This is a genomic window from Solibacillus sp. FSL W7-1464, assembly GCF_038004425.1.
Classification (GTDB): Bacteria; Bacillota; Bacilli; order Bacillales_A; family Planococcaceae; genus Solibacillus.
In genome coordinates, this window is sequence record NZ_JBBORC010000001.1 from 1,512,266 (window position 1) to 1,529,554 (window position 17,289).

Annotated in this window: 17 protein-coding genes; 13 read left to right on the forward strand and 4 right to left on the reverse strand. The window is 38.2% G+C overall.

The annotated features are described in order from the left end of the window. Nucleotides 1-55 precede the first annotated feature (55 nt). On the reverse strand, nt 56-1,756 hold the full coding sequence (locus tag MKZ25_RS07220) for a M3 family oligoendopeptidase (RefSeq protein ID WP_340800902.1): 1,701 nt from the start codon (nt 1,754-1,756) through the stop codon (nt 56-58). A 189-nt stretch (nt 1,757-1,945) separates the two neighbouring features. Between MKZ25_RS07220 and MKZ25_RS07225 the strand changes: the two genes are divergently transcribed. The 5 genes from MKZ25_RS07225 to epsC all read left to right on the forward strand — a co-directional run bounded on the left by MKZ25_RS07225 (nt 1,946) and on the right by epsC (nt 6,055). After that, nucleotides 1,946-2,260, forward strand: coding sequence for an ArsR/SmtB family transcription factor (locus MKZ25_RS07225; protein ID WP_340800903.1), 315 nt, complete (start codon nt 1,946-1,948; stop codon nt 2,258-2,260). Nucleotides 2,261-2,263: 3 nt separating this feature from the next. Next, nucleotides 2,264-3,559, forward strand: coding sequence for an arsenic transporter (locus tag MKZ25_RS07230; protein WP_340800904.1), 1,296 nt, complete (start codon nt 2,264-2,266; stop codon nt 3,557-3,559). 14 nt (nt 3,560-3,573) lie between these two features. Next, nucleotides 3,574-3,999: an arsenate reductase (thioredoxin) gene (arsC, locus tag MKZ25_RS07235; RefSeq protein WP_340800905.1), complete on the forward strand. Its 426-nt coding sequence runs from the start codon at nt 3,574-3,576 to the stop codon at nt 3,997-3,999. 42 nt (nt 4,000-4,041) lie between these two features. After that, a complete protein-coding gene (locus MKZ25_RS07240) occupies nt 4,042-4,998 on the forward strand; it encodes an arsenic resistance protein (RefSeq protein WP_340800906.1) in 957 nt (318 codons plus the stop codon). A 127-nt stretch (nt 4,999-5,125) separates the two neighbouring features. Then, nucleotides 5,126-6,055, forward strand: coding sequence for a serine O-acetyltransferase EpsC (gene epsC / locus MKZ25_RS07245; RefSeq protein ID WP_079526150.1), 930 nt, complete (start codon nt 5,126-5,128; stop codon nt 6,053-6,055). 38 nt (nt 6,056-6,093) lie between these two features. On the opposite strand, the gene MKZ25_RS07250 is transcribed toward epsC, so the two are convergent. Further along, nucleotides 6,094-6,864 (reverse strand): CPBP family intramembrane glutamic endopeptidase, encoded by a 771-nt coding sequence (locus tag MKZ25_RS07250; RefSeq protein ID WP_340800907.1) that lies wholly within the window; start codon nt 6,862-6,864, stop codon nt 6,094-6,096. A 179-nt stretch (nt 6,865-7,043) separates the two neighbouring features. Here MKZ25_RS07250 and MKZ25_RS07255 point away from each other — a divergent pair, with 179 nt between their 5' ends. The 3 genes from MKZ25_RS07255 (at nt 7,044) to MKZ25_RS07265 (ending at nt 9,424) form a co-directional block, all read left to right on the forward strand. Beyond that, on the forward strand, nt 7,044-7,571 hold the full coding sequence (locus MKZ25_RS07255; protein WP_340800908.1) for a YceI family protein: 528 nt from the start codon (nt 7,044-7,046) through the stop codon (nt 7,569-7,571). Between the two features lie 201 nt (nt 7,572-7,772). Beyond that, nucleotides 7,773-8,366, forward strand: a complete 594-nt coding sequence (locus tag MKZ25_RS07260) for an NADPH-dependent FMN reductase (protein WP_340800909.1) — start codon at nt 7,773-7,775, stop codon at nt 8,364-8,366. Nucleotides 8,367-8,485: 119 nt separating this feature from the next. Continuing rightward, nucleotides 8,486-9,424 carry a ring-cleaving dioxygenase gene (locus tag MKZ25_RS07265; RefSeq protein WP_340800910.1) on the forward strand — a complete coding sequence of 313 codons (939 nt, stop codon included), beginning with the start codon at nt 8,486-8,488 and terminating at the stop codon, nt 9,422-9,424. Between the two features lie 53 nt (nt 9,425-9,477). Here the strand turns inward: MKZ25_RS07265 and MKZ25_RS07270 are convergent, their stop codons facing one another. Then, nucleotides 9,478-9,993, reverse strand: coding sequence for a GNAT family N-acetyltransferase (locus MKZ25_RS07270; RefSeq protein WP_340800911.1), 516 nt, complete (start codon nt 9,991-9,993; stop codon nt 9,478-9,480). A gap of 100 nt (nt 9,994-10,093) precedes the next feature. Here MKZ25_RS07270 and MKZ25_RS07275 point away from each other — a divergent pair, with 100 nt between their 5' ends. The 3 genes from MKZ25_RS07275 to MKZ25_RS07285 all read left to right on the forward strand — a co-directional run bounded on the left by MKZ25_RS07275 (nt 10,094) and on the right by MKZ25_RS07285 (nt 12,851). Next, nucleotides 10,094-11,422, forward strand: a complete 1,329-nt coding sequence (locus MKZ25_RS07275) for an amidohydrolase family protein (RefSeq protein WP_340800912.1) — start codon at nt 10,094-10,096, stop codon at nt 11,420-11,422. A 105-nt stretch (nt 11,423-11,527) separates the two neighbouring features. Further along, nucleotides 11,528-12,007 carry a DUF2243 domain-containing protein gene (locus tag MKZ25_RS07280; protein WP_340800913.1) on the forward strand — a complete coding sequence of 160 codons (480 nt, stop codon included), beginning with the start codon at nt 11,528-11,530 and terminating at the stop codon, nt 12,005-12,007. Between the two features lie 34 nt (nt 12,008-12,041). Next, the gene (locus tag MKZ25_RS07285; protein ID WP_445326878.1) at nt 12,042-12,851 is read left to right on the forward strand and encodes a cytochrome c oxidase assembly protein; all 810 of its coding nucleotides are present in this window, start codon (nt 12,042-12,044) and stop codon (nt 12,849-12,851) included. Nucleotides 12,852-12,933: 82 nt separating this feature from the next. Here MKZ25_RS07285 and MKZ25_RS07290 read toward each other — a convergent pair whose 3' ends face one another. After that, nucleotides 12,934-14,472 (reverse strand): glycine betaine uptake BCCT transporter, encoded by a 1,539-nt coding sequence (locus tag MKZ25_RS07290; protein WP_340800915.1) that lies wholly within the window; start codon nt 14,470-14,472, stop codon nt 12,934-12,936. 243 nt (nt 14,473-14,715) lie between these two features. On the opposite strand from MKZ25_RS07290, the gene MKZ25_RS07295 reads away from it, so the two are divergent. Further along, nucleotides 14,716-16,242 carry a spore germination protein gene (locus MKZ25_RS07295; protein ID WP_340800916.1) on the forward strand — a complete coding sequence of 509 codons (1,527 nt, stop codon included), beginning with the start codon at nt 14,716-14,718 and terminating at the stop codon, nt 16,240-16,242. Further along, nucleotides 16,239-17,285 carry a GerAB/ArcD/ProY family transporter gene (locus tag MKZ25_RS07300; RefSeq protein WP_340800917.1) on the forward strand — a complete coding sequence of 349 codons (1,047 nt, stop codon included), beginning with the start codon at nt 16,239-16,241 and terminating at the stop codon, nt 17,283-17,285. Before MKZ25_RS07295 ends, MKZ25_RS07300 begins: the two co-directional genes overlap by 4 nt. The last annotated feature ends 4 nt before the right edge of the window (nt 17,286-17,289 follow it).

Below are 17,289 nucleotides of genomic sequence, written 5' to 3' on the forward strand. Positions count from 1 at the left end.
AGAAGAACGAATTTCCGCAAAGGGAATTCGTTCTTTTCAAGTTGTTCTCGACAGGTTATGAATTAATATCCTGAATTAATTTTTCCAAAAATTCTCCCATACGTTTTACAGTTGACTCTGAAAAGTCAAAATCCACACCCGTTTCTTTGTATATTGCTGCAATGGATTGATTGTAATCGGCACTTGCACCTTTTTTATAATACTCGACAGCTTGCTGAGGATTCTTTTGATAATTTTCAAGTAATTGAAGGGCACCGAGCATTGACATCGAGTATTCAATATCATAAAAAGGATATTGAATAAAGTGCAGCGTCCCGATCCAGCTCATGCCGATTTCCTCTTCCAGTCCATTAGTATCGACAGGGTTCAAGCCGTAACGTTTTGAAATTTCAAAGAACTTTTTATCACGTTCCTGCGCAGTATGCTGAGGATTTGTATACATCCAATGCTGGAAAAGGTCTCCTGACAATGGGCCGAATAACATCGTAAATGCCCGTCTAAGCTCTTCACGTTGCGCGCTTTTGAATTCCTGTTCTTCAGGATAAAACAGATTAAACTTATCCAATAACAACAATTCCATTCCGTGTGAATACAATTCAGCGATTTCCGCCCGCCACTGGAATTCTTCAATAGGGCCTTGTTCCGAGGCTTGGAGATAACCATTTACCGCGTGACCCATTTCATGAATTAGCGCAATAAGCGAGAAAAAGGAAGGACTGAAGTTTGCAAAAACGAAAGTATCCCCGGATACAGGTAAAGGGACACAGAAGCCACCCGGACTTTTCCCTTTACGGTCTCCAAGATCAAGCAATCCATTTTCTCTCATATATTCCAAACGGTCTAAAAAATACGGGTCTGTTTTTCCTAACATCTCGGCAACACCGTCCAAAAGCGCGGGCGTTTCAGAATAAGGAGGATTTTTAAGCAGTTTTGCGGTATTATCCCAAGGGCGATATGTATCGACACCAAGTTTAGACTTAAAAACTTCTGCAAGCCTGTTCCAGGCCGGAATAATATGCAGTTCAACATTTTCATGAAAGTTATAACAATCTTCTATACTGTACTCGCGATTTTTTGCTACAAACATATAATCACGGTAATTATTAAAACCCGCATTGACTGCAATTTGATGGCGCAGCTGAACGAGCTCATCCATGAGTGCATCCGTTTCAGGTTTAATTTGACGGTAGGCTCCTCTAATTAAATGGTAAGCTTTTTCACGAACACTTCTGTCCAAATTATCCAGCTGGGATTCGATAAATGGGAAAGGTTTTTCTTCTCCGTCCCATTCAACTGTAAGTCCGCCCATAATTTCACTGTACTTTGTGCTTAGTTCCTGTTCCTTTACAAACAGCGGGATATTTTCTTCTCTAAACAGTTTTAGCTTTGATTGTCTAAAATTACGCATTAAGCCGTATCGCTCTTCATCCAATTCACTGAAAAAAGGTGATTCACAGCACTTTTCATTTAGTTTTGCCTCATATTTCATCATCAAAGGTTGAATGACTTGCTGATCATGAAGGTAAGTTGATTTGATATCCGGATCATCTGTATTTCGGTAGAAGTCGACTAAATGGCCAGTCAATGCTTCTTCAATTTCAAAGCGTAAATTCTTTTCTTCTTCAATCCAATTCTCCAGGTCACTTACGGATTCAATCGAAACATTAAGTAACCGTTGAAAATGGACTTCCATTCCTTCGAGATCTTTCAAATCAATTAATTCCTTATAATAGTTAATACTTTTTGCTTGAGACATGAATAATACTCCCTTTACCTTCAGATTATTTTGACTAATGAATTAATTATATTATAGATTGCCGCCGATTCATTCTATTTTTCAAAAAAAATTCGATGTAGAAAAGTATTCTCTAAATAATTGCTTGCTTATATATCATTCGACTTATAATATAAGTATATTCTTATATAGTAATAGAGGTGTTGATAAGTGGAAATTGAATTAATGGAAAAGCAGTTAAAAGCGGTTGCTGATCTAAATCGGTTGAAAATTCTTGCATGCCTGAAAAAGGGGGAAGTTTGCGTTTGTGATTTTACAGATGTGTTGAATATTTCTCAGCCCGCGGTTAGTCAACATTTACGGAAGCTAAAAGAGGCGGGTATTATTGCCGAGCGGAAAGTCGGTACATGGAAGCATTATCGCATTCATGAAGACCAAACAGAATTGATGCGAAATATCCTTGTCTCAATTGAAACGCAGCCGTCTTGTGACTGTAAAATTAGCGGGATATGTATGGAGGAGTAGAATTTGAGTCTATTTGTAATAGCAGCATTTATTTTTATCGTGACGCTCATATTTGTTATTTGGCAGCCTAGAGGACTGAACATTGGCTGGTCGGCCATGGCAGGGGCAATTATTGCTTTAATGGCAGGTGTTGTTGATATTACCGATGTTGGAACAGTGATCGATATTACGTGGAATGCAACATTGTCCTTTGTTGCAATCATACTGATCTCGCTTGTTCTGGATGAAATCGGCCTGTTTGAATGGGCTGCACTTCATATGGCTCGTGGAGCAAAAGGCAATGGAATCAAGATGTTTGTCTATGTCAGCTTGCTTGGTGCAGTCGTTGCAGCATTGTTTGCGAATGACGGAGCGGCATTGATTTTAACGCCGATCGTCCTGGCGATGGTCCGTAATTTGCAGTTTAGTGAGAAAATGATTTTTCCGTTTATTATGGCGAGCGGATTTATAGCGGATACGACAAGTTTGCCGTTTGTCGTAAGTAACTTAGTAAATATTGTTTCCGCGGACTTCTTTCACATAGGGTTTGTAGAGTATGCAGCACGTATGATGATCCCAAACATTTTTTCGTTAGTCGCCACGATAACTGTTCTACTCGTTTACTTCAATAAATCGATTCCACTCTCGTACGATGAATCGATGCTAAAAGAACCGAAACAGGCAATTAAAGATATAAAGATGTTCAGGTTGTCTTGGGTTGTACTGGCCGTTTTAGTGGGGGGCTATTTCTCAAGTGAATATATCGGTCTGCCGGTATCGCTCGTTGCCGGAATTGTAGCGATTTTCTTCTTATTTATGGCGAAGCAAAGTACAGTAGTCAATACGAAAGCGGTCATTAAAAGTGCACCGTGGAACATTGTCTTTTTCTCTATCGGCATGTATGTAGTCGTATACGGTTTAGGAAATGCAGGACTAACTCCGGCACTAGCCAGCTTCATTGAGTGGACAGCCGATCAAGGGTTATTTGCTGCTACAGTCGGAATGGGCTTTATGGCAGCATTTTTATCTTCTGTTATGAACAATATGCCAACAGTTATGGTGAATGCACTGGCGATTGCGGAAACATCAACAAGCGGAATGATACGTGAAGCGCTCATTTATGCCAATGTCATTGGTTCAGATTTGGGTCCTAAGATTACACCGATCGGATCACTTGCAACATTGGTTTGGTTATATGTATTGTCACAAAAAGGTGTGAAAATTCCTTGGGGTACCTACATTAAAACAGGAATTGTTTTGACGGTCCCAATTTTGTTCTTCACACTGATCGGACTTTACATAACATTATTACTTTATTAAAAGGGGGAATCGAGATGACGAAGAAAATTCTGTATTTTTTATGTACGGGAAACTCATGCCGCTCACAAATGGCTGATGGCTGGGCGAAGGAGTTATTACCGGATGATTGGGAAGTCTATTCTGCGGGGATTGAAACACATGGTGTCAATCCAAATGCAATTAAAGCAATGAATGAGGTCGGGATCGATATTTCCAATCATACATCGGATTTAATTGATGAAGAAATCCTAAAGACCGCAACGTTAGTTGTAACACTTTGCGGGGATGCGGCAGATAAATGTCCGGTCACTCCACCGGATGTACGCCGTGAGCATTGGGGATTTGAAGATCCGGCGAAAGCAGTAGGATCAGCGGATGAAAAATGGCTTGTTTTCCAACAGGTACGTGATGCGATTGGAACACGTATTGAACAGTTTGTAAATGAAGAAATAAAAGGATAACATGTTCTCAAAGGAAATCGCTCGGATAAAGGAGTTTTTGTCATGATTTCAAGAGATCAACTGGAAAAGAACCAAGTAACGATATATATCATAACTTTATTATTGGCGGGATTTTCAGGATTGAATTTTTCGCGGTTGCAAAGTCAACTGGAAAATTCAATCCCCCTGATTCTTGGAATTTTAATGTACAGTATGTTTGTTCAAATTCCATTTGCTTCATTAAAAAAATCCTTTGTAAACAGGCGCTTTTTTTACGCAATCTGTATAGTCAATTTTTTTGCGGTACCAATTGTCGTATGGGTGCTGACGTTCTTTATTCCATATTATCCGCCACTATTATTAGGTGTTTACCTTGTTTTACTCACCCCATGCATTGATTACGTCATTGTATTTACAGCGCTTGGCAAGGGGAATGAAAAGGCGATGCTCAGTGCAACCCCTTTTTTGTTTGTTGCACAAATGCTGTTACTGCCGTTTTATTTATGGCTGTTTATCGGCGAAAAAGCGGCAAATGTAGTAGAGGTCGCTCCATTTGTTGAAGCATTTGTTACCTTTATTGTATTGCCATTATTTTTTGCGCTGATTGTACAACTTCTTTCAAAAGAGGGCGGTCGTGTTTATGAGGGGTCTTCCTGGCTCCCGGTACCATTCATGGCTTTAACTTTGTTTGTAATAGTTGCTTCTCAAATTGGCAAATTGGCGGGTACATTCGAATTGATTTTAAAAGTGATACCGATTTACATAGCATTTATGATCATTATGCCTTTTATCTCAAAGATAGTCGGGAAATGGCTAAAGCTCGATATCAGCACAGGCCGTGCACTAATCTTTAGCGGTTCGACACGTAATTCACTTGTTGTATTACCGTTTGCACTTGCAATGCCTGAGGAAATCCGTTCGCTCGTTGTAGCAGTTATTGTAACCCAGACAATTGTTGAGATTATAGGAGAGCTTATATATATTCGCATTATTCCGCAATTTGTCTTGCGTGATATATAGAGTATAAGCTCTTTACTGGCTATTGCTCCTGGGCTGCTTTACAATTTTGAAAAGAGGGATCAAACTGCGCGTTTTATGTAGTATAATCTTCATTACTATGTATTTTAAATAGAAAAGGAGTTTTAGCATGAAAATCGAGGACTGGTTAAATAAAGAAACATCAACAATCGCAAATAAGTTAATCGACTATAACAAAAAACATATTGAAGTTGAAAAATCGATTGGATTCACGGGCCGTGATCAAATCCATCATATTTTGGATAGCTTTTATGAAATTTTCTTCCCGACGATTTATAATCAAGGTGTTGTCGATGAAACACGTACATTGATGAAATTGAATAATAATCTTCGTCAATCAGCATTGGATTTGCGTGATATTATCGAAAAAGTATTAGTCTACCAAAACTTTGATAACTGTGATGGCCAATGCCGAGAAAAAGCGGATCATGTTGTGATGAAGTTAATGGACCGTTTCCCGGAAATCCGTGAAACGATTCAAACTGATATCCAGGCTGCTTATAACGGAGATCCGGCTGCTACCTCAACAGAAGAAATCATGTTAAGCTACCCGTCGATTCGCGCTGTATTTATCCACCGTATCGCACATGAGCTATATAAAATGGATGTCACAATCGTACCTCGTATTATGTCTGAATATGCACATCAGTTAACAGGGATAGATATTCATCCGGGGGCGAAAATCGGCCATTCATTTTTCATTGACCACGGTACAGGTGTTGTTGTTGGTGAAACATGCACAATCGGTAACAATGTTAAAATCTATCAAGGTGTGACATTAGGTGCCTTAAGTTTTCCGCTCGACGAAAACGGAAATCCGATTAAAGGTGTAAAGCGTCATCCGAATATTGAGGATAATGTTGTCATCTACGCCGGTGCTACCATTTTAGGCGGGAAAACGACAATTGGCCATGACACAGTGCTTGGCAGTAATATTTGGCTGACATATTCAGTTCCGCCATATTCACGTGTGTACAATTCTCAGCCATCCCCGAATATCAGCAATAGTAAAGAAGTTGTAATTGAGTACGAAATTTAAATCGAATAGCCAGTGAAAAGAGAGATAAAGTTTATACTTTATCTCTCTTTTAGGTTGTGGATTTTACCCAACAGTAAGGTCATTAATAATACTAAGCTAAATATAAGAAGCTTTATCAAGTCAGTCATATGTTTTGAAAGGTGAATATGAATACCATCACTAAAATAAAAGACGTTCATCAGCCCGTGGAAAAAAGCGGCAGGTACTACAGAACCGCTCCATTCCCTCAAGTAGGTGAGGAGACAGGAAGTAAAAAAGAGAATAATAAGATAACTTAATGTACTGATGAACAGTTGTGTGTAATCTTTATAGAATAGAGCAATGGGTAAATGCCAAATGCTCCAAATGACAGCAACAATAATGGCAGTTTTCTTAAGTGTATAGACCTTTCTTAAGCTGTCATGATAAAATCCGCGCCATACAATTTCTTCAAGAAGTGCTGAACCTGCTGAAACCGTTATCCCTATTAAAAATAGGAAGATTAATTTAAACGGCTTTTCAAATAAAAAGTGGCCTTGATTAGTTGAATATAAGAATAGGTGAACGAGTAAACCTAACATAATCGGAAAAATTATAGAGAGGAGAAGGGGTACAATTTTAGGTTTCTTAATAAAAAACTGCTTCAATTTGATTTTTTTACGGGTAGCATAATAATAAATAAGTAGTGTGAGTATCGGAATAATCATAATAAAACCTAAATATGATTGTTGCAAAAGCGCTAATACATAAAAGTAAATCATAGTAATCGTAAAGATTAAAAGTGTAAGTATCTTTAAATCTTTTAAATTCAAATCAATACCTTCCTTCATAAGTATTCTCACGAGTTTTGTATAAGTTCAATAAAATATAGTACATAAAATAATTTAAAACAATACTTGACGGATATTATTATGTTTGATATATTTATCTCAAGTTCGAGATATTCAATTTCGAAATTTTATTTTGAATATATATCTTGAAATCGAGATAATATGGAGGAGAATATAAAATGACAACATTTACAGTCGATCAAACACACTCAACAATCGGATTTGAAGTAAAACACATGATGGTATCAAAAGTTAAAGGTCAATTTAATAACTATACGGCAAGCGTGGAAGCGGCAGACTTAACGGATTTAACTACTGCTTCAATCAGTTTTGAACTGGATGTAGCAAGCATTAATACAAACAATGAAGATCGCGATAACCACTTGAAATCGGCAGACTTCTTCAGCACAGAAGAGTTTGGGCAAATCAAGTTTACTGCAACAAACATTGAAAAAGATGGCGATGACTACAAAGTGACTGGTGACTTAACAGTTAAAGATGTAACAAAACCGGTAACATTTGATGTTGAATACGGTGGTAAAGGTACGAACCCATGGGGCGTAGAAGTATATGGTTTTGAAGCAGAAACAAAAATCAACCGTGAAGATTTCGGTCTAACATGGAATGCTGCTTTAGAAACAGGCGGCGTACTAGTAGGGAAAGATATCAAAATTAAAGTAGAGTTAGAACTAAACCCTGCTGCATAATAATATTGAAGGTATTTATAAGGATAAATTATCAGCAAAACGGTAATAATGATTTACGTTACTGATACGAATGCATAAAAGACAAAATTAAAATTTGAGGCATAAACTTCAATTATTTATATGCATACCTATATCAAACTATAAAAGCCTCAAAGTTTTAATTGATATCTTGAATTCGAGATAATTGAAGGAGTGTAAGAAATGGGATTCATCAGTAAACTATTCGGTAATAAAAAAGAGGAGGAAATTAAAGTGGAAAAATTAAACATTGGTATTATTTTAGGATCAACTCGTGAAGGTCGTGTAAGCCCTCAAGTCGGTGCATGGGTGAAAGAAATCGCAGATAAACGAGGCGATGCTAATTATACGATCATTGATATTGCGGATTTCAAATTGCCATTACTAGGAGAACCGGGTGGGGATGCATCAGGTGCTGCAGGCTGGTCTGAAGCAATCGCAAAACAAGACGGATTTGTATTCATTGTTCAAGAATATAACCATTCGATTACAGGTGCACTTAAAAATGCATTAGACTACCTACGTGATGAGTGGAACAACAAAGCAGCGGGTATCGTATCTTACGGTTCTGTTGGCGGAGCACGTGCTGCTGAACATTTACGCGGTATTTTAGGTGAATTACTTGTTGCGGATGTACGTGTACACCCAGCGTTATCATTATTCACCGATTTTGAAAACGGTACAACTTTCAAGCCGAAAGATGTGCAGGCGGATTCAGTAAATCAAATGCTGGACCAAGTTATTCCATGGTCAAAAGCTTTAAAAACAATTCGTTAATAAGATTATCAGGTCTAGCACATGTTAATGCATGTGCTGGATTTATTATCTAAAAATTGGACAGAGTGTTTTATCAAATGGAATGTTGTGTTCAGTTTTTATGAATGGAGGAAATGAATATGAAAAAACATACAACAGGAATTCATCATATTACAGCAATCGTCGGTCATCCTCAGGAAAATGTCGATTTCTATGCAGGTGTTCTTGGATTACGTCTTGTAAAGAAAACAGTCAATTTCGACGACCCTGAAACATATCATTTATATTTCGGGAACGAAGGTGGGGAGCCCGGGACAATTATTACATTCTTTCCTTGGCCTGCAGCATACAAAGGCAAAATCGGCGATGGTCAAGTTGGTGTGACAACATACGTTGTACCGGTGGGAGCAATCGATTTCTGGAAAGAACGCTTATCACAATTCAATATACAATATACTGAAGAAACAAGATTTGGAGAGACCTATTTACAATTTGATGATCCACATGGTCTGCACCTCGAAATTGTCGCACGTGATGGCGGTTCTCTAAATGGCTGGACGTTTGGTGGAATAGCTGCTGAGGTAGCGATTAAAGGCTTTGGCGGTGCAATATTATATTCATCAAAGCCGGAAGAAACGATCAATACATTGGTTGATGTGATGGGACTTAGTGAAGTTGGCCTTGAAGGAGACTTTGTAAGATTAAAAGCAACTGCTTCGATCGGCAATATCGTGGACGTAAAAATGACAGTCGGCAATCGAGGAGCGATGGGTGTCGGAACGGTACATCATATTGCATGGCGTGCAAACGACGATCATGATCATAAAGAATGGCAGCAATACGCGATGGATAAAGGTCAGCATGTAACAGACATCAAAGACCGTAATTACTTCAATGCCATTTACTTCCGTGAGTCAGGAGAGATATTATTCGAAATCGCGACAGACCCACCAGGATTTGCACATGATGAAACGCCGGCAACAATGGGCGAGCAGCTAAAGTTGCCGGTACAATATGAAGACTACCGTGACCGATTGGAAAATTCGCTGTTCCCGGTTAAAGTTAGAGAGTTAGATTAATAGTATGCAATGAAAAGGGGGTTACTCAATTTTTTGAGTAGCCCCTTTTATCATTATAGCAATAAAGACATATACAGTTCATTTACAAAGTGTCCATCAACCAGTAAAGAATCTCTTTTTACACCTTCAACTTCAAACCCCATTTTCTTATAAAGGTGGACAGCTTGTTCATTATGCTCAATGACCGTTAACTCCAGGCGGTGAAGCTGCGTCTCTTTGGCCCGCTGGATCATATAGTCGAACAAAGCGGTACCAACTCCTTTACCGCGACTTTTACTTTGTACACCGACAGCAATTTGTGCGCGGTGAGAAGTGCGGGATAACGTTTCCGTTTTTAATAGAAGATAACCTGAAATTTCATCCTCATGCTCTGCGATAAAGAAACCCGATGTTGGGGATTGATTTATGGAAGTGATCAACTTGCTTAAAGAAGCGGGTGCCATGTTTCTTTCACCCGGTGCAAAGAGCATAAATCCGGACTGTTCCGCATCTTTCATCACCGCAAGTATTTGTGGTGTATCACTTTCATCCGCTTTTCTGATAATAATTTTTTCGCCGACTGTGTTCATCGAATTCACCTCATTCTTATTGTAATAAAATTATATCATTTCCAGAATATTTAAATTAAACTAAATTTAACACAGCGATAAAATTTAAAGGAGTCTGAAAATGAAACTATTAAAAAACGGGTTTGTGATAAATATGGAAAGAGGAGAGTTTACTAGACAGGATGTATATATTGAAAATAATAAAATAATAAAAGTGGCTCCTAATCTTCAAATGAATCACGTTGAAGTAATGGATTGTACGAATAAATGGCTCATTCCAGGGCTAATTGATATGCATGTCCATATAAAAAAACACTTTGCCAATTACTTCACAGCAGCAGGTATTACAACAGTTCGAAATACTGCGGGGAGCATCATTGAACTCAAACCATTTATCGATGCGAATGGTAGTGAATTGGAGCCGCGCGTTATTTCTGCAGATCGTATGATTGACGGTCCGCCGGGCTTGTGGGGAGATGATACGGCCTATAATATCAATGTTGACAATGAAGATCTTGCAAGGCAGGAAGTAGCGCGGCAAGTAGAGCTTGGAGCACATTTTATTAAAATTTATGGCTGGCTTGATCCTGAATATATGAAAGTAGTAGTTGATGAAGCAAATAAACATAATCTGGAAGTAAGCAGTGATATCCTATATTCCAGAAAAGTAGATGCACTTCTGGCGGCAGACATAGGGATTAACTGGCTTGAACATGCCTCGGGTATTGTTCAGGCGATGTATCCACAGTGGACAATGGATGCACCGCAAGAGATCTGGGATTCAATACCATGGGAGCAGCCGGATGAAGAGTTGATCGAAAGCATATGTAAACAATTGTTGATTAAGGACATAAAACTTTGTCCGACAATCGTATTGTATGATCAGATGCGATTAGCAGCCCAATATTGGACAACAAACCATGAAATTGTTCATCATATGGAGGACAGTGACTACTTATTTAAGCATTGGCCACAAGCTGCACAGGCAAAACAAGGACAGTCCACGTTTGGAATTCAAACGAAAACGATTCAAAAAATTGCCTATACCTATTATAAAATGGGCGGCACTGTCGTGACAGGTACCGATACTCCTGCAGGAATCTATACATATCCTGGTATTGCATTGCACCGGGAGCTTCAGCTGTTTGTTGATGCCGGATTTACACCATTTGAGGCTCTTCAGCAAGCTACAATTAATGCTGCGAAAGCTTTGAAAGTAGCTGATTTAGGAGAGATAAAAGAAGGTTTTACTGCGGATCTATTAGTATTGAATGAAAATCCTCTTATCAATATAGAAAATACAATGAAAATCGATCGGTTAGTAAAGGATGGGAAATTGTATACGATTCCTGAGCTGCTTGAAAATATACCGACCGAGCAAGAAATGAACGATTTTATAAACGAATTGATTAAAACTTTCGAAGAACAAGGATTATATGCAGGGAATTAGGTTTAGTCCATAAGGTAAGAGGGGAACTTCTATTATCGAATATGTTGTGATGTATTTGGAGAGATTAGATGTAAGTCATTACACGTAAAGGGGCTCTGAATTGACATGAGAAATAACAACGACATAGAAGTTTCACGCCGGAACATGTGGTCAGGAATCTTGTTTGGCGTCGGTCTGATTGCCTTTATTGATGAAACCGTTTTCCATCAGCTGTTAAGATGGCATCATTTTTACGACAAATCGACAACGGATATCGGGTTAATTTCTGATGGCATTTTTCATGCTTTCAGCTGGTTTGCTACGATAGCAGGATTATTTTTATTTGCAGATCTGCGCCGGAAGAATGGTCTGATCTTTCAACGCTGGCTTGGCGGCGTATTATCAGGGATTGGTGTATTCCAATTGTACGACGGCATCATTCAACATAAATGGATGCGAATTCACCAAATTCGATACGTGGACAATGTCATTGTGTACGATATCGTGTGGAATGTTAGTGCTCTGATTATTCTGCTCATCGGTATTTATCTATTATTCCGCACATCAAAAAACAGTACTTTAAAAGAGAAGACTGCAAATGAATAGCCTATATTTGCTGCACGGTCTTGGACATAGTGCAATGAACCATTCAGTACCTGGAATCAACCTTCAATTCTTGCTTGGGGTCGTTTTCATATTTTTATTGGCAGCATATATAATAGCTGTCATTATAACGAATCAGCGCTATAAAAAATGGCCCGTTTACCGTACGATTTATTGGACAATCGGTATGTTAATTGCACTTGCCGCAGTTGTCGGTCCGTTGGCAAACAGTGCGCATTCTAACTTTACGGCACATATGGTGAGTCATTTATTATTAAGCATGGTCGCCCCAATTTTTATGGCAGTTACCAAGCCGATGACTTTGCTGCTCAGAACAGCAAACACAACATTTGCACGTAAGCTGACGTCCATTTTAAAAAGTCGCTTGCTAAAATTCGTTTCGCATCCGATTACTGCCGCAGTTTTAAATGTGGGGGGACTTTGGCTGCTATATACAACTGATTTTTTTGTTTTGATGCATGAAAGTGCATTTTTCGCCTTGTTTGTACATTTGCATTTTTTCATTGCAGGCTATATATTTACAATTTCCATTATTTATTTCGATCCTGTCTACCATCAATATTCCTACCGATTCCGGGCGGCCGTTTTAATCATTGCGATAGCCGGTCATGATATATTGTCGAAGTATATGTATGCGAATCCGCCTGCAGGAGTTTCACAACAAGAAGCGGAAACGGGAAGTATGGTCATGTACTATGCAGGGGACTGGATTGAAGTGGCGCTCATTATTATTTTCTGCTGGCAATGGTACAAATCGGCAAACCCACGCAAAAATGTTGCATTCGAGTTCAATCGCGAAGAACAGGTTGCTGTGAATGGAAAATAAAACTATTAATTTTAATAAGGGGAAAATTTTTTCTCCTGAAAAAAGCGTCGCAAATTTGCGACGCTTTTTCATTTGGAATCGGTCAACCATCTTTTTTATGGACATTTGTTGGTGGCTGTTTTTTTGGTCGGATGTAGAGGCCCAACTTCTTCCTCTCAGCCATTAACGATTTGTAGAGCGAAAGCATCATCAGCAAAATGATAAACGAGAATGGGAAGGCGACAATAATCGCGGCATTCTGCAGTGCGGTCAGACCGCCGGAGAATAGAAGACTTGCCGCAATGGCAGCCTGTAAAATTCCCCAAATCAATTTTATTTTAAATGATGGGTTCATCGAGCCAAATGTTGTTTGCATCCCTAATACAAATGTAGCGGAATCGGCTGAAGTGATGAAGAAAATGGCGACAAGTAAGAGCGCGATAATCGATAAAATAAAGCCGAGTGGCATCTGATCAAATACACCGAATAAAAGTTGTTCTGTCGGTAAATCAACAAGCCCCTCATCTTTTGTCAAATATGTTTCAATCGCTGTCGTTCCAAACGTCGCAAACCAGAAAATACTAACAAGTGTTGGTGCTAAAATGACACCCATTAAAAATTCTCGGATTGTTCGGCCTTTTGAAATACGCGCAATAAAAATACCGACAAATGGAGACCACGACATCCACCAAGCCCAGTAGAATATCGTCCAGCCGTTAATCCAATCACGACTACCCGCATCACCAGGTTCCATACGTAAACTCATTTGCACGAAGTTTTGTAAATAACTGCCGAGACCTGATGTAAAGTCATTCATGATGGCAACAGTAGGACCAATAAATAAAGTTAATAATAGTAAGGCAGCTGCCAAATAGAGGTTCCAATTACTTAACAGTTGAATTCCTTTATCAAGACCTGTTGAGGCGGAAATGATAAATAATACAGTAACGATAACAATGATGATTAACTGAACAGTAAAGTTAATAGGAAGGTCAAATAAATAGGAAAGACCGCCATTAATTTGCTGGGCACCTAAACCGAGTGTTGTTGCAACACCGATTACTGTAGCGAAGACCGCGATGATATCAATTGTATATCCGATAGGGCCCTTTGTTTTTTCACCGAGTAGAGGAAAAAGTGTGGAACTTATTAATCCGGGTGCCCCTTTACGGAAATTGGAGTAGGCAAGTGCCAATGCGACTACACCGTAAATGGCCCAAGCTGAAATTCCCCAATGGAAGAACGTGTATCGAAATGAATCTTTCAATGCTTGCTGGGATCCTTCAGGAGCCTGTGGGGAACTAATAGCGAAATGTGATAATGGTTCCGCTGCTCCCCAGAACACTAAACCAATCCCCATTCCAGCGCTAAATAGCATCGCAAACCATGATGCATTGCTGTAGTCCGGCCGGTCAGTCGGCTTACCAAGGCGTATGGCTCCAACAGGACTCAATATAAGGAAAACACAAAACGCAATAATGATTGCAACAACTAATAAATAATACCACCCAAAATTATAAGTAAGTAAATTTTGAATGTTCTTGGTGACATTTTCTAAAGTTTGTGGAGCAAGTACACCAACTAATACAGCCAGCATTACTAAGGTAAATGAGCTCCAAAAAACAATGCCTACTTTTTTCATTTTATAACCTCCGTTCAGTGACATATAAATGTATTACCCCGTATGAAAAAAATAAACATTTTTGATTATTTTTGTTGTAGCTATAGGTGTAGTTCGAATGGGAGATTCATAAATTGTCTCACCATTAAAATTAAAAAATTATAGCGCTCTTTGTCTTTATATTACCCAAATTTCCCGACTTTAACTAAAGTGAATAACTCTTTTATAAATTTCCTATACTGTGACAAAAAGGGGGGAGTCGTCTTGACACAAGCAATGGATATAAAGCAGGAAATTAAACGACTTAATAAGCAATTCCTCCATTCATCAGACTTTGTTGCAAAAGAAATTCAGCTTGGTCGAGGGAAAAATGTTATTTTATGTTATTATTCATCCCTTGTGAATAAATCGGATGTAGAACAGAACCTTATAAACCTGAAACAGTTAAGTGAATCTTCATCACAGAATACCCAAAAAACAAGTCATAATACTGATCAATCTTTATCAAATGAATCACAAAACAATAGTGATAAAAATCAAGATTCCGGGGCTCAAAAACAACAGCTAGCCAATGAGGAAACTATAACAATTACTACAGAAAAGTATGATGAGCAAAAACTTGTTGATTATGTATGTAATGGTGAGACTTTAATTATTCTATTAAAGTCTAAACAGATGATTCGATTACAAAATGGCGAATTTGCCCACAAAACACCTGAAGAACCTGAAAACGAACAAATATTAAGGGGTTCGCATGAGGGATTCGTTGAAAATTTGGATGTTAATATTCAGCTGATCCGAAAACGTATAAAAAACAATAAACTCGTTGTTAAAACAATCCTGCTTGGTCATGAAACGAAAACTACTGTTTACTACTTTTATGTAGAGAATGTCGTGGACAGTGAGGCACTTAAAACAGTTGAGAATCGGTTGAATTCTATCGATGTAGACATGCTTTACAGTACCGGACAGTTGACAGATTATTTGGACGATCAAGTATGGTCACCGTTTCCTCAGCTGCTGCTTACAGAACGGCCAGATCGTGTAGTAGCGAATATTTTGGAAGGTAAAATAGCCGTAATGAGTGATTTGTCGAACAACGCACTCATTGGACCCGTTACATTTTTTTCGTTTTATCAAACACCGGATGATTTCAACTCCCGTGTAATCGTCGGAACATTTTACCGGCTGACACGATTATTTGGTTTTGTATCAGCCATTTTTTTACCTGCATTTTATATTGCGATTGTAAGTTTTCATTTTGAAGTGCTCCCGCTAGAACTCGCAAATAAAGTTAAAACGGATATAAACCAGATTCCATACAGACCACTCATAGAAGCAATGATTATGGAATTAACGATTGAATTGATTCGTGAGGCCAGTGTCCGGTTGCCGAAGTCAATTGGCCAGACTATTGGTATTGTAGGAGGTCTTGTAATTGGCGATGCCATTGTAAGTGCGGGCCTTGTATCAAATTTAATGGTAATTGTTGTGGCTTTTACAGCTATATCGAGTTTTGTTGTGCCTTCAGTAGAACTAAATACGACGATACGGACGCTTCGTTTCCCGTTCATGTTTTTAGCCTCGCTATTTGGATTTTTCGGAATTGTAATTGGAACATTTTTATTGGTCGTTCATTTAATGAATTTAAGTTCTCTTAAACGTCCTTATTTTTCACCGGTTATTCCATTTGATCCAGTAGGAATGCGGAAAATTTTTTTCCGTGGTCCTTATTACGGAGCCAATAGACAAGCAAGAAGCTTTAAATCGAAAAGGAATGATAGAGAATGACGATCCAATTGACGAAGATACAATTGTTTCTGTTAATGTTCGTAATGCAAACCGGATTTGTCTATACATCATTTCAGAATATGCTTATCGAAAATAGCAAACGTGATGCTACTATTCAGTTTCTTGCTGTTGCGTTCATCTTTTTTCTGCAGTTATTGTTTTTTGAACGGATGCATCAATACTTTTTCTTAAACGGATTTACAAAAACGCTTTATCTAATTTACTGGTCAATCTATATTATAATATTTGTAGTTTACATTACTTATGTACTAACTACTTGGGTGTTTCCGAATACACCTGAAATTGTTCTAATTACCATATTTTTATCGGTTTGCCTGTATGCAAGCGTTAGCAGACCTGAAACAGCTGTCAATATAGGCGTCGTATTAATTCCGATGTTATTACTGTTTTTATTGTTTATGTTTTTAACAGTGACAAATCTAAATGTAACGAATTTACTGCCGTTTTTTTATGACCGTTCTAATACTTGGTTTATGGGATTTGTTTTCAGTACGTATGCATTTGGCGGTGCTGAGATGTATATCGTTCTTCGCAAATATTTAGCTAAAAATGAAATAATGCCGAAAAAGGCGTTGGCTATTTACTATTTGATATTAACAAGTTTTTACTTACTTTCAATTACTTTTACATTGATGTTTTTTTCTTTGGAAGAACTAAAACTAATTCCTGAGCCTATTCTGTATATATTACATTCAGTCGAAGTTACATTTGTGAAAAGGCTCGATCTATTTTTTGTTTACATTTGGCTTTCTTGGTCTTTAGTAACGATCGTCAATTACGTACTTGTCATAAGACTTGTCTATTTTGAAAATAAAATTAAATATCCGAAAGTAAAACTGCTTATTTTTTTCATCGTTGTGGGGGGCACCGCAAATTTTATGATCAGGTTTTCAGTACTGGAATTTTTAAAACAAAATTTAGTTTATGGAGTTATTGCTTTCACATTTTTATTGCCAATTCTCATCATACTTATCAATAAGATAAGGGGGCGGACAGTATCCGATTCGGTAAAATCATCTTAATAGT